Below are 13,748 nucleotides of genomic sequence, written 5' to 3'. Positions count from 1 at the left end.
ACCTTCCATAAGATCAAGGAACAGCTGCCGTCGCCGAATGAGTATATTCGCATGCTCCTGCTGTTCATAATCAACCGTTTGCCGAATCAGACTTTGCAGCGCATGGTCAATCATCCACAGCTCATCCTTATTGTTTTCCTCACCGGGACGGTCTGGCAGTTGCTGGATACGCTGCATCATCAACTGAATTGGCCTGTAATTTCTGCGGGTCACATAAATAATGTAGACCACCGCCAATATAACCACCGCCAATCCGACCGCAATCCAGACGTAAGAGATCACAGACACCCATTCGAACAATTGCCCGGCACGAATGCCGCTATCAAAGCTCCATCCCAGCCGGGGGGAGAGCAGCTGAGTCAGTTGCTGCCCGTCCTCTGCTTTTACAGCATCCTCGGTACGGGATGCAGCCGGATAAATCACTTGTCCGCTGCCATCATGAATCACCAAATAGGAAACGGCCGGGTTCGTCATTTGAGCGATCACTTGCTCCAACGGATACACACCGATGTTGACCACCAGCAATCCTTGTCCCCCAAATGGCAAGGGGAGCCGCTTATGCATGGAAATCACACGTTCTGATGTATGCTGGCCCGGCTCCTTCCATTCCCGCACAGGCGACCACTGCCGATCCTCCGACCGAAGCGCCTGCTCAATGTACGGATAATCGACAAAGGTCGAAGCCTCCTGAAGACCACTCATGGTTAATACCCTATGATCTTTCGTTCGGTAAATATAAATAGAATGTACCAGCTCATGATTATCTTTCAGCGTACGCAGACTCCCTACCAGCTCATATAACATCATGCTGCCGCTTTGAGCTTGTCCGTTCAGGAAAGTGCTGTAGCTCTTGTTCGTCTCCGCCTCGCTTAAAACGTCCATTTCTACCTTCGTCAGTGAATTTTCCACACTGTCCATCACAAATCCGGTCGTGATCCGATTCGCTTTGCTGGTTTCATTGCGCGATATCTCGTTCACGATCAGGAAGGATAAGAAAATGAGAATCGACACTGTCAACATGAAAATTGGGAAATAGGAAAAAAGCAATCTCCTGTACCAGCTCTTTCGCATCACGTTTCCCCCTTGCCGCCTAATGCTTTCACGACCCTCTCTATAGAGTTCATTCAACAATAAGCATACTTATGATGTCAGTTTTAATACACTCTCGATTATACTTTGAACTTATTCTACCAAATTCAGATGCCAAATAGATAGAATTCTTACAAATTATCCGTTAACAGTTCATTCACAAGCCATTAATTGTTATATATATTAACACAATGAAAGCGCTGTACATATCATGAAAGAGTGAGAGTAGATTCTAGTATCAGAATGGATTTGTGGATTAGCACTAAGTTTTATATTTAACATAGATGTACTTGAGGGAGGGCTGTCTGAGAACGAAGCAGCGCGGAAGTATGGGATGAACCATGTAACGGTTAATGAATGGGTAGCAGCATACTCCAAGCATGCGCTGGGGATTAATCCCAAAGGGAACGCACAAGACTTTTACTGGAGAGCAAAAGCAATACATATTAGAAGATATGCATGAGAATCGGTTGAGTTATAAAGCTGCGGCTAAGAAGCATGACGTACAGATAGATAGATCCATCCAGAATTAGGAACGCATTTAGTATGTCACGCAGAGGAAACTGGCTGGACAACTCCGTGATAGAGAATTCTTTGGAATCCATCGAAGAACCAAGCAAAAGCTCAGAGGACTGTCGCCGGTAGAATACCGCATCCAGTCCTCTGTAGCAGCCTAAGTCTGTCCTGTGTCTAACTTTTTGGGGTCAGTTCATTTAAGGTTAGTGGGGCTGTGCTCTACTTAGGTTTAGAATCCCCCAATTGTATCATGAAGTTGTATTCTCTGTTGACTTTGGTTATTCGACTGAACAGGCACAATAACAATAAACTAACCAATTGAAATAACTTTTTTATATTGTCTAGCCGGACTTGTTTAATATTATTTTTATGAAGCGATGGGGCTTTAAAACTGAAAACAATTAATAAATATCAATAGTAAAATAATCTTTCTCTTTGCCCTTCACTAACTAAAATTTCATACTTTTCGAAAGATCTAACATCCGCAAATTGTTTAAACCGTTCAAATAATCTTATGCATCTAATGAAAAAGGACTCCTTGTTATTGGATAATGATTTAGATAATACGTCTAACAGATATTTGAAGCCGTAAGAGTAGTTGCCTCTATTCAAATAGTATTTAGCAAGTTCATATTTAAAACGTGTTTTTTGCTCTGGTACTACTTGATAAGTATACATATCGGCAGATGGGTTCATTTGAGCAAAAAAATCAATTTCCGTTTTAAACCTTAGAAGTATATTATCTACATCTATGTTATATCGGTTAGCTGCATACATTACGTTCAACAACTTAGTAACCATTTCTTTATCGGCTTTATTGGTTGATGCAGCAATGTATTCAACATAATCCGTAAGCACACTTGTATCCCCAGACAAAAGCTTAAATACGTAAGTATTAACTTCTGCCCAATGTTGAAACAAGCCGATCCAATGCTGGGTATCCTCGTCCGTCTCTTTTACCCAATCTAAATTAGCGTAGGCGTATGTATATTGTAGAGCTTGTTGATAATCACCTTGAGCTTCACAAACACCTGCACACAACAAATCGCCATAGGAGATGTATACAAACATTGGACGACTTAGCTTCTTTGCAGCCTCATTGCATTCTCGGCTGTTCTGTTGATGTTTCATCGAATATTGGATTTCCGCTTTCCCTCTCATTTTCCGAGCTATTTCATCGACCTTGTCCCATTTACGCAAAGACCTATACACGTTAGCCAAATCCTTCAACGCGTCAAGCTGGTCTATTTCATCCAGACGTTCAACAAAGGGTTCAAATAGCGTAGCTGCCCTGAGATTACGGCTTTGATCATCTCCGACCTGAATAGTGAATATACGATATTGACAGACTGCCAAGCGCTCAGAGTGCTGGTACTTCTCCGTTTGTGCTACATTCTCATATAACAGCAGCGCCGCTTCATGTCGTCCCTCTGCGAATAGGTTTTCCGCTATATCAAATAGTTTGGGCGAATAGAGTAGATTGTCCATGATGGCTCCCACCACTTTGCGGATCGTATCCAACTTGTTCAACTCCACACAGCGATACAAAAATGGCTCGATTCGCCTCATATTCGGGGGTACGTCTATGATGTAGTTTTCTATGAACAAGTCGTAAAAGTGGCCTTCCGGTAAACCCATAGCCTCAGTAATTCGGTCAAGCTGGTTTACAGACATAGACTTATTTCCTGTCACAATACTACTTACTATTCCCCGATTCATCCCTGCAATATGTCCAAATTGTATTAGACTCAATCCCTCTTGTTTGAGGTATCTGTCTAATTCCGCCCGAATCGTAGGTGTTTGCTTCATGCCATAGCCACCTTCCGCATAAATATTCCATAATTTTTAAAAACATACTTCATTTTTCACCATAATTAACCATCTGTCAATATACTATGCAACTAATATAAGTATTCAATGTTTAGCATAAAATGAAACAAAAAAACTCTCCGCTAACCTTTGCGGTCAACGGAGAGTGTGATTCTCTATATTTTTTTCTCAGTGTTGTCGTTCTTATTCTTTTTCTCAGCAAGAAGTATACCTAGAAGTATATATCCCCTATACAATATTCCGATTAACAGCACTCCACCCGCAATAGAAATAAGGATAACTAGCATATTAAGTATAAATGGTACTAAATCAAAAGCCACAATAACACCTCCATAAAAAGAACGGGCCAGTTCAATAACTGGTCGGCGGGAATTTTTGGTTCCTCTGCAATTCTCCACGTATCTTGCTCTAACCTTGTATCCAATCTACCAACGAATGTATCGTCAACGCGCCTGGTGAAACGGCCGCAAATGTTGAGGCACCGTTACCGTTACTCAAGGCCAAAAATTCCACGATCTTCGGAATACCAGGGGCCAGATCCAGATGGTTATCGCTGAAAATGCCTTCCCGTTCCGCTGACAGCCACACATGTCTTGCAAGCACATCCGAACAAAGCATAAAACTGCTGCCTCTGCTTCCCGGTACCTCGGTTATCTTAATATTCGTCTGCGGCAAATCCATCTCTTTGGTATCTGCAAAATAAACTTCACAGGAGGCCACCTGTTCACCATTTTGTGTCAGACACGCGACCAGCATATGCTCTGCACGGTTCAGGCCGTTCAGCCATTTGTCGGTTGGCAGTGTATGTACGATCCCTGCAGCGCCCGCTGCCTGCTGTACCTGAATGTCCTCTTCACAGATCACTTGACTGCCACGAATATGCAAAAGCGTCAGCCGCAGCGTACCTGCAATCGTCTTTAGCGTATCGTTAACGATATGCAGCTCCTTATTGCCCTGCTCTGCATCTGTCACGCTCAACAGCACATCGGCAAAGCTGCGCTTCGCCGTATATTGAAGTGCCTTCCAACGGCCAAAATAGTCCATACTCGACCAGGATGCAACGGGCCAGCAGTCATTCATTTGCCAATATAGCGTTCCCATGCAATAGGGCTTGTGACGGCGATGTGACTCTATGGCCATTTTCATCGCCTCTGCCTGCAAAATCTGGCTCATAGGAAGAAAACATGCAAAATCCCTTGGTTCCCGCATATACCGTTCCATATATTCTTTAATCAAGCGATTGCCTGCCCCGTTCTTCTGATGCGCCAGCATGACCGCAGATTCCAGCTCCAAATCCTTTTCCTCCGCATAAGCACGTACCGACTTGTACTCGGGAAAGGACTGAAAACCATATTCACTCATAAAACGTCCCACATGTACATGGTAACTCTCAAATGGCTCAGATGCGTGCCACACCCCCCAGTAGTGAACATCCCCGGCCTTCGAAGACGGATGCGCATGCTGGTTTTGATCTGCGGTCAGGCCAATAAGCGGGGAGGAGGGCCAATAAGCCGTCTGCGGGGTCCAGGCATGCACCGCTTCTGGCAAAATCCGGTGAAAGAGCGTTTCATAATCGGTCCACAGACGCTTTCGTTGCTCAGGCGTGTAATCCTTTTTCCAGCCCCAGCCTCCGTTCTCTTCATAATGCGCCCATGCCGAATCAATCTCATTATTGCCGCACCATAACGCAATACAGGGATGATTCCGCAGTCGCTTGATGTTGTCTTCAGCTTCCTGTGCCACATTATCCACAAAAGTCTCATCCCCCGGATACATGCTGCATGCGAACATAAAATCTTGCCATATCAATAAGCCATATTCATCACAAAGCTCATAAAATACGTCTTCCTCATAAATACCGCCACCCCAAACCCGCAGCATATTCATATGGGAGGCAGCCGCGCTGGCGATTTCATGCCGATACCGTTCCTTCGTAACCTCAGTGACAAAGCTGTCATTTGGAATATGATTGGCTCCCTTGGCAAACACCGGAACTCCGTTCAGCTCAAAGTAAAAGCTCTCACCCTCTGCATCCGGTTCACGTACAAGACGGATCGAACGCAGACCTGTTTTCACCGTTTTTTCCGCTATTACAGCTCCTTGCTTCCGCTCCGCAAGTTCGGCTGTAAACGTATATAGATGGGGCTCTCCCAACCCTCGGCACCACCACAGCTTCGGCTTGCTTATATCTAGCTCCAGCTCTACGGTTTGCTTTCCTTTCTGCAGGTGAACAGGCTTCGACCACACCTTGCTGTCAACGAGGATACGCAGCTCGGCCTCCGTCGCCTCTCCTGCATTCTCGACTTCTATGACCGCCGTGAGCCTGGCCTCTTCTGCATTCACTTCATCCTGTCGAATAAACATATCTCGCACGATCATACCGGACCAGGCCTCGATCCGCACCTCTCTCCAAATGCCGCTTGTCACCAGCCTCGGTCCCCAATCCCAGCCATAATGATAAGGAGCCTTACGCGCGAAAACGCTTACCTTTTTGTCTGCCAAACCACCAGCTTCGGACTGATCATTCGGTGCAGGAAGTGCATAGCCTAACCGTTCCAGCTTGGGGACATCTTCAGCAATCGGTGAACGGAAATAAATTTCCAGCCGATTTCCCCCTACTTGAACAAGCTCCTTCACATCCTGTCTCCATTGCCGAAACATATTATTGGCCGACAACACCTGTTGCCCATTCACTTTTACATCTGCATAGGTGTCCAGTCCTTCCAACACCAATTCTATCCGTTGACATTGGAGCTGTTCTGTACGGGTCTCAAAACAGGCTTCATAGATCCAGTCCTGCTTGTCAATCCACTGTACCTCTGCCTCGTTCATACCGATAAACGGATCAGGAATTCGCCCAAGTCGTAAAAGATCGGTATGCACACAACCCGGCACTTCCGCATTAAACCACTCATCACTTTGCGCTTCCCTAAATCTCCAGCAATCCAGTCCTATCACATTGAACATTGCCACAAGCCTCCCTGTAAGGATGATTGGGAACATCTGGGTCTCTCTTTCAACATAACAAAAATAACATTAAGCTAACAAAGTAGTCAAATTGTTTTTTTCGCAAAACCATTTGTATAGCAACCAAAAAAAGTCGCTCTCTGGCCTTAAACAGGCTAAAAAGCGACATCTTTATTTCTCCACATCAACGGAGTACATCTAATGCGATCTGAACATCAACTATATCTGATTGAGCTGATTGAACGCTCAGGGTCATCTTTTCCCCGACTGTTGCGCGGCGCATATCGTTCCCGTATAACCAGTTCTGCGTGCAGCAGCTTTTTTTCGACAGGCGAATCTGGGTTGGTTATGCGCCATAGCAATTGATCCACCGCACGCATTCCCAGCAGCTCCTTATCCACTCTTACCGTGGCATAAATCGGCATCTGTTCGTTCGTATCATCAAATCCCGTCACCCCGCAGCGCCTCGGGACGTCAATTCCCTTCCGTTTCAGCACATCCACCGCTTGTGCAGCAGTCACATCATTCGCGCACACAAACACCTCCGGCAGCTCGCTCTCGTTCAGCTTGTCCAATTCCTCCTCCAGCGCTTGCACTCCTCCGTGAAGAAAGGCCTTGTTCTGCTGTAATTGTACGCCGCTCATTTCCAATGTGGAGCGAAAAGCTTCCCAACGCTCATAGAAACTGTGAGCATCGTCAATCTGACCGACAAATTGAAAACGTGTATAGCCCCTGCACAGCAAATCCTTCATTAATTCACTCATGCATGTGCGATTATCCGTAAACACCGTATCACTTAAAAAAGCAGAATCCCAATGATCTACCATGACGACTGGAATCCCCATTCGATAAATATTCAGCAGCATCGGCGTTGAAACCGACCCTACCGTAATAATGCCCTTGATCGCTTCCGGATTCAGCAACGAAAACATATCTTCAGTCGAGGGCTCCGTTAACGTGACCATATCCATTCCCTTGCGCTTCAGACGCTCGGAGATTCCTTCAAACACAGGTCCCCAGTATCTGGATTCCCTGTTCTGGTGTCGTATATTTGGAAATAACACCAGCACAGTGCCCGACCATTCCTTGGCATCCGTATCACGCGGCTCTAGCCCGGTCACTTTTGGATGGTTGCGAAAATAGCCCATCTGGGCAGCCAGCTTGACCAGCACCGTCCTTGTCTCTTCACTTACGCCGGGCTTGCCTGACAATGCACGAGAAACAGCGAATTTTGAAACGCCCGCCGCATCCGCAATTTCCTGCAATGTTACTTTTCCACGCATCTTCTCACCCAACCCTATTCGGAATCTAGTACTGCTTCTGCCTGTTTTCAATACACGGGTGTGCCTGTAAACTGGTACCATCGTAGCATACTTTGTTTTAGATCATCAAACGATAGATTTGCACAAATCCACACCATCCACCATAATATATTTGCATAATAAAAAAACAAACAGCATAACAAATCACCATATATCACTTGACGTAAGGTAGTTTATTTCCTACAATTTACTAATGAAAGCACTTACATTATGTGAATCATACTTAAAAAGGGGGATTGCAAATGTTCAAGAACAGATTGGTACGACAAAGCTCCATCCTGCTCCTGGCTGTGCTGTTGCTCGTGACAACGGGCTGTGCGAGCGGAACAGGCGGTACGGCATCAAAAGAAAATCCCGATGACACCAGTCCCATTACCCTAACTTTTTTTGGCGGTGATTCCAGCTCCAACTGGAACAACATGAAAGACGCGGTCGGACAGGAAATTATCAAAAAAACGGGCGTTACACTCAATGCCGAATATGCCGTCAATGGTCGAGGTGAGGAAAAATTTGCACTGATGGTCGCCAGCGGAGAGTATCCTGACCTCGTATATCCCAAAGGGGAAGTCGGAAAGATGGTCGATGCCGGAGCACTCATTGACTTGACCGACCTGATTGACAAATACGGTCCAAATATTAAGAAAGTGTACGGAGACTATTTTAACCGTATCAAATATAGCAGTGAAGATCCTGCCATTTATACGATCCCAACCAATTTGGGCGTAGATCACATCGCATTTGATGCACAGGCCGGCTTTGAAATCCAGCATCAGGCACTTAAAAAGCTCGGATACCCCAAAATTCGTACCGTCCAGGATTTTGAAAAAGCACTCAAGGACTATGTCGCCAAATACCCCACCACCAACGGCCAGCCTACCATCCCCCTCTCACTTGATGCCGAAGACTGGAAAATTCAGATTACCGTGACGAATCCCGCCGTGATCGCTACAGGCGGACCAGACGATGGCGAGTATTATATTGATCCGAAAACACACAAAGCCATCCTTCACTACAAGCGCCCGGAAGAACGGGAATATTTCCGTTGGCTGAATCATATGTACAACGAAGGACTGCTGGATAAGGATACCTTTGTGCAAAAAAGTGATCAGTACAAATCCAAGATTGCTGCAGGTCGGGTCATTGGACTCATTGATCAGGAATGGAACTATCAGGATGCCGAAAACGCCCTCAAGGCAGCAGGCAAGGATGAATTTACCTACGCTCATTTTCCAGTCACCTTAAATGAAAAATATCAGGATCATTCCCTCCAGCCAGTTGGCTTTGACGCTGCATACGGCATCGGAATTACGACTTCATGCAAAAATCCGGTGCGTGCCATCAAGTTTCTGGATTTCCTCGCCTCCGACGAAGGACAAATTTTGCGCAACTGGGGCATTGAAGGCCAGCATTACAATGTAGAAAACGGCAAACGAGTCATTCCGGCTGCCGTACAGCAACGCAAAAACACCGATAATGCCTCTTTTACTAGAGAGTCAGGTATCGGTTTGTACTGGATATGGGGACCTCATTACGGGGACAGCGTCAAAGACCCTTCTGGCAATTACTATACAACCAATTATCCGGAAATGATTACCGAAAATTACAGCCAAGCCGAAAAAGAATCCCTTCAGGCATACAAGGCCCAGACATGGAAGGACCTGTTCCCGAACGAAAAGGATTTCCCGGCAAAAGAGTGGGGTGCCGCCTACAATATGCCTGTTCCGACCGATACGAACTATAATGTCATTTATCAGAAGTCGCAGGACATTGTGCGCAAACGGATTCCTGAGGCTATACTAGCCAAGCCGGATCAGTTCGACACCGTCTATGACCGCATGCTGCAGGAACTGGACCAGGCAGGTGTACCAAAGGCTGAAGAAGTCTACACCGGCCTGATCCAAAACCGGCTGAAGCTATGGTACGGGGAGAAATAATTTATGTTTTTTTCAAATTCTGCTTTATAGTTCAAGTTACACTTATAAAATGAAAGATAAGGGCTGGACAGCCTGATGCTGTCCGCCCGTTTTAAAATAATTGCTGTGCCTTCACGCTCAAGATTCCGTCGCTTGCTCTGCAGCTTCATATTCGCTCCGCAAAATCCCCATCTGAATAATGTCATAGTATTGACCTTCCCTGAACAGCTTTTCCCGTAGCCGACCTTCCTCTTTGAAGCCGCAAGCCAGATAGCAACGGTATGCACGTTCATTGAACGCATAGACCTCCAGCTCCAGCCGATGCAGGTTCAGAGCATGAAATGCAAATTTCTGTATTAGCCGGATCGCTTCCCGTCCGTAGCCCTTGCCCAGGTCACCATCACGCCCGATTACAATACCAAGTGTGGCGTGCCGATTCACCCAGTTGATTTTAAATAAATCCAGTTGTCCGATATAGTCCAGTGTGTCTTTATGCGCAATGATAAAGCCCTTGATCTCGGAGTTGCCGTCAATCATCATCTGTACAAAGGATTCGCTATTGAATTGTGAATGCGGATAGATAAACACATCGCTTAAGCCATATGTAATTTCCGGGTCATTGACCCATTTTCGTATATCAGGTATATCCTCCAGACGGTATTCTCTCAATACAATTCGTTCCCCAATGATATGCGGCATCGTCATCTTCCCTCCGGTATGTATTTTTTTTCAGTCATTCCAGCTCTCTACAATATACTTTACGCTATACTTTACGCTTCCATCATTCTCACAAACCCCACAACACGTGTACCCTTATAATGAAGCTCCCCACGGTCCCCGACCACAATCATACCGAAGTCCGTATCCTTCACCTCCAGTTCCTTACGTTCACCCCCGTCAAACTCAAAGGTAATATAATAATATGTCGAAGCCGAAAAATCGCCCGACCCTCCGCGTACCCTCGTCCGCTTATCCACAACTTTGCATGATCGTTGTACCAGTTCGGCGGCTTGATTGGAAAGCCCTGCTCCTATCGTCTTGCCAATACCGATAATCATTAAAAGAGCCATAATGCCAAACACAGTAAAAAAGATCATATTAAACGATTCAGCCTCATTTATATAACTGCTTCCCATCTATTTCATCCTTTCTACAGCAATATGTAAATTTTCCATTCTATTGCCCATTGACAAATGGTACATCTTCAACCTCAAAAACTCCAATACTTTTTTAACATACTTACGAAAAAAAAGTTCTTTCGCTCTTTTCCGCACCCCGCTTGGACTTATACCCGATCTGGGCCCTCTGATCCCCTTTGGACCGATTGACAAAACTATATATAGATATAAAATAGAAAATGTGCTCTAAATATAGTGTGAAAAACGTGTTTTCGCCCGATATCTTGAACTTACAGGAATGAAAATACATGTACATATAGAGTCCAACATTTTAAATGGCTGGTAATGCCGTTTTCTTTTTTTCGTTAATTGTTAAGGAGGATGCCTACAATGCTGATTGCTTATGATTCCAAGACCGGCAATGTAAAAAGATTTATTGGAAAGCTCAAGCTTCCGGCGGTTCAGATCCAGGAGCAAATGACTATAGATGAACCATACGTACTCATTACATATACGACAGGGTTTGGTCAGATACCTGAGAGGGTATCTTCCTTTTTGCAAAGAAACGCTAAAAACCTTGTCGGTGTAGCTGCAAGCGGCAATCGAAACTGGGGAGATTTCTTTGCAAAAAGCGCAGATTTGATTGCTGATTATTATAATGTCCCTGTGATTAGTAAATTTGAATTATCTGGAACGTTCGGAGATGTAGAGCGTTTTAAACAGGAGGTGAGCCGAGTTGCGGCATATTGAATTAAACAACATGTTGATGAAACGCGATACAGACGGCTTTTTCCAATTGGAAAAGGATCAAGAGGCTGTCGCAGAATTTATGAAGGAAGTTCAGGAACGCAGCCTGAAGTTTGCAGATACAGCGGCTCAAGTGCTGTACATGATTGAGAATGATTATTACGAGAATTTCTATAATAGCTATACAGCAGATGAAGTTAAAGATATTTTCCATATCACGCATAGCTATCAGTTTAAATTCCCTTCCTATATGGCGGCATCCAAGTTTTATACCGATTATGCACTAAAAAGCAATGACCGTAAGGTCTATCTGGAGCATTATCCTGACCGGGTTGCAGCAGTCGCACTGCATTTGGGACGCGGTAATGTTGATACGGCGCGGCTGTTGGCCCGCTCGATGATGGAGCAGCGCCTCCAGCCGGCTACACCCACCTTCCTGAATGCAGGCAAAAGTCGCCGTGGAGAGCTGGTATCCTGCTTCCTGCTCGAAATGGACGACTCTCTCAACTCGATCAACTACGTGCTTAATACATGCATGCAGCTGTCGAAAATCGGCGGCGGCGTCGCGGTCAACCTGTCGAAGCTGCGGTCACGCGGTGAAGCGATTAAAGGCGTAGAAGGCGCAGCCAAAGGTATTATGCCTGTGCTGAAGCTGATGGAAGACGGATTCTCCTACGCGGATCAAATGGGGCAGCGCAAGGGCTCCGGCGCGGCGTACTACAACATTTTTGGTTGGGATGTACTGGAGTTCCTGGATAGTAAAAAAATCAATGCTGACGAAAGAGTGCGCCTTAAAACCCTCTCCATCGGATTGCTGGTGCCGAACCGCTTTTACAAGCTGGCTCAGGATAATGAACCCTTGCATGTATTTGCTCCGTACAGTGTGTACAAGGCCTATGGAACGCATCTGGACGACATGGATCTGGATGTAATGTACGATACACTGCTTGCCGACGATCGGGTGAAGAAGAAAATAGCGATGAGCGCACGTGACATGCTGACGAAAATTGCCATGATTCAGCTGGAATCCGGCTATCCATACATGATGAATAAAAGTAACGCTAATCAGGCACATGCCCTTAAAAATGTGGGTCAAGTGAAGATGTCGAACCTGTGTACGGAAATATTCCAGTTGCAGGAAACTTCCGAAATTGCAGATTATGGCAAACAGGATATCATCCGCCGCGATGTGAGCTGCAATCTGGCTTCCCTGAACATTGTCAATGTGATGGAGCATGGCAAAATTCGCGAATCCGTTCATGAGGGCATGATTGCGCTCACCGCGGTCAGCGATATGACACAAGTGGCTAATGCACCGGGTGTTGCCAAAGCGAACCGCGAAATGCATTCCGTGGGTCTGGGCGTCATGAATCTGCACGGCTACCTGGCCAAAAACAAAATTGCGTATGAAAGCAACGAAGCGAAGGATTTTGTCCGCACCTTCTTCATGACGATGAACTATCATTCCATAGAGAAAAGTATGGAAATCGCGAAAGCGGCTGCACAAAGTTTTTATGGATTCGAGGAATCCGATTATGCGACCGGTGTGTATTTTGACCGTTATCTCAATACAGATTACCGTCCGACAACCGCACGTGTGCAAGAGCTGTTCAGCGGTATTTATGTTCCGACTCCTGCGGATTGGGACAAGCTGAAAACCGACGTCATGAAAAATGGTCTGTACCACGCCTATCGTATGGCGATTGCGCCGACGGCCAGCATTTCGTATATTCAAAATGCAACCTCCAGCGTGATGCCGATTGTTGAGCAGATTGAAACACGTACTTATGCCAATTCGACGACTTACTATCCAATGCCTTATTTGCAAAAGGATAATGTGTTCTTCTATAAATCCGCTTATCAAATGGATCAATTCAAAGTGCTTGATTTGATCGCAGAAATTCAACCTCACGTGGACCAAGGGATTTCGACAGTGCTTCATGTGAACAGTGATGTAACCACACGTCAGTTAGCCCGTTGCTATCTGTATGCTGCACATAAAGGACTTAAATCGTTGTACTACACACGTACCAAAAAGCTGTCTGTGGAAGAGTGCCTCACCTGCTCGATCTAAAGCATGATAAATTTAGCATGATGTTTAGAAAATTGATGATATAAAAATGCTTTTCATTAGAAGCTGTATCCAGCGTGACGTCCAGGCCAGTGAAGTGCAGATTTGGCCAGATCACGGCTTTGCGGATGCAGCTTCCGTATGTCAAGCATACGATGATTCGCCTGCATCATTT

The 13,748-nt window shown here is 45.5% G+C and carries 8 protein-coding genes and 1 pseudogene; 3 read left to right on the top strand and 6 right to left on the bottom strand.

What is annotated here, in order from left to right:
- The 4 genes and pseudogenes from WG8_RS28220 to WG8_RS09365 all read right to left on the bottom strand — a co-directional run.
- A pseudogene (locus WG8_RS28220) lies at positions 1–1,071 on the bottom strand (cache domain-containing protein); the annotation flags it as partial.
- 945 nt (positions 1,072–2,016) lie between these two features.
- Positions 2,017–3,414, bottom strand: a complete 1,398-nt coding sequence (locus WG8_RS09375; RefSeq protein WP_007429900.1) for a helix-turn-helix transcriptional regulator — start codon at positions 3,412–3,414, stop codon at positions 2,017–2,019.
- Positions 3,415–3,843: 429 nt separating this feature from the next.
- Positions 3,844–6,402, bottom strand: a complete 2,559-nt coding sequence (locus WG8_RS09370; RefSeq protein WP_007429899.1) for a beta-mannosidase — start codon at positions 6,400–6,402, stop codon at positions 3,844–3,846.
- Positions 6,403–6,617: 215 nt separating this feature from the next.
- Positions 6,618–7,685, bottom strand: coding sequence for a LacI family DNA-binding transcriptional regulator (locus WG8_RS09365; RefSeq protein ID WP_007429898.1), 1,068 nt, complete (start codon positions 7,683–7,685; stop codon positions 6,618–6,620).
- Between the two features lie 281 nt (positions 7,686–7,966).
- Here WG8_RS09365 and WG8_RS09360 point away from each other — a divergent pair, with 281 nt between their 5' ends.
- A complete protein-coding gene (locus WG8_RS09360) occupies positions 7,967–9,658 on the top strand; it encodes an ABC transporter substrate-binding protein (RefSeq protein WP_007429897.1) in 1,692 nt (563 codons plus the stop codon).
- 117 nt (positions 9,659–9,775) lie between these two features.
- Here WG8_RS09360 and WG8_RS09355 read toward each other — a convergent pair whose 3' ends face one another.
- Positions 9,776–10,336 (bottom strand): GNAT family N-acetyltransferase, encoded by a 561-nt coding sequence (locus WG8_RS09355; RefSeq protein WP_007429896.1) that lies wholly within the window; start codon positions 10,334–10,336, stop codon positions 9,776–9,778.
- Positions 10,337–10,407: 71 nt separating this feature from the next.
- A complete protein-coding gene (locus WG8_RS09350; protein WP_007429895.1) occupies positions 10,408–10,773 on the bottom strand; it encodes a DUF2500 domain-containing protein in 366 nt (121 codons plus the stop codon).
- Positions 10,774–11,145: 372 nt separating this feature from the next.
- On the opposite strand from WG8_RS09350, the gene nrdI reads away from it, so the two are divergent.
- Both nrdI and nrdE read left to right on the top strand, forming a co-directional pair.
- A complete protein-coding gene (nrdI, locus tag WG8_RS09345) occupies positions 11,146–11,505 on the top strand; it encodes a class Ib ribonucleoside-diphosphate reductase assembly flavoprotein NrdI (RefSeq protein ID WP_007429894.1) in 360 nt (119 codons plus the stop codon).
- The gene (gene nrdE / locus WG8_RS09340) at positions 11,492–13,576 is read left to right on the top strand and encodes a class 1b ribonucleoside-diphosphate reductase subunit alpha (RefSeq protein WP_007429893.1); all 2,085 of its coding nucleotides are present in this window, start codon (positions 11,492–11,494) and stop codon (positions 13,574–13,576) included. Before nrdI ends, nrdE begins: the two co-directional genes overlap by 14 nt.
- The last annotated feature ends 172 nt before the right edge of the window (positions 13,577–13,748 follow it).

Origin of the sequence: Paenibacillus sp. Aloe-11 (genome assembly GCF_000245715.1) — a bacterium.
GTDB lineage: Bacteria > Bacillota > Bacilli > Paenibacillales > Paenibacillaceae > Paenibacillus > Paenibacillus kribbensis.
The sequence above is the reverse complement of the archived record's forward strand: the minus strand, read 5'-3'. Positions and strand labels throughout refer to the sequence as shown.

Excerpts from the sequence above, each read along its gene's own strand:
- WG8_RS09360 (WP_007429897.1), top strand. The coding sequence starts at position 7,967 with ATGTTCAAGAACAGATTGGTACGACAAAGCTCCATCCTGCTCCTGGCT.
- WG8_RS09350 (WP_007429895.1), bottom strand. The coding sequence starts at position 10,773 with ATGGGAAGCAGTTATATAAATGAGGCTGAATCGTTTAATATGATCTTT.
- WG8_RS09355 (WP_007429896.1), bottom strand. The coding sequence starts at position 10,336 with ATGCCGCATATCATTGGGGAACGAATTGTATTGAGAGAATACCGTCTG.
- WG8_RS09370 (WP_007429899.1), bottom strand. The coding sequence starts at position 6,402 with ATGTTCAATGTGATAGGACTGGATTGCTGGAGATTTAGGGAAGCGCAA.
- nrdI (WP_007429894.1), top strand. The coding sequence starts at position 11,146 with ATGCTGATTGCTTATGATTCCAAGACCGGCAATGTAAAAAGATTTATT.
- WG8_RS09375 (WP_007429900.1), bottom strand. The coding sequence starts at position 3,414 with ATGAAGCAAACACCTACGATTCGGGCGGAATTAGACAGATACCTCAAA.
- WG8_RS09365 (WP_007429898.1), bottom strand. The coding sequence starts at position 7,685 with ATGCGTGGAAAAGTAACATTGCAGGAAATTGCGGATGCGGCGGGCGTT.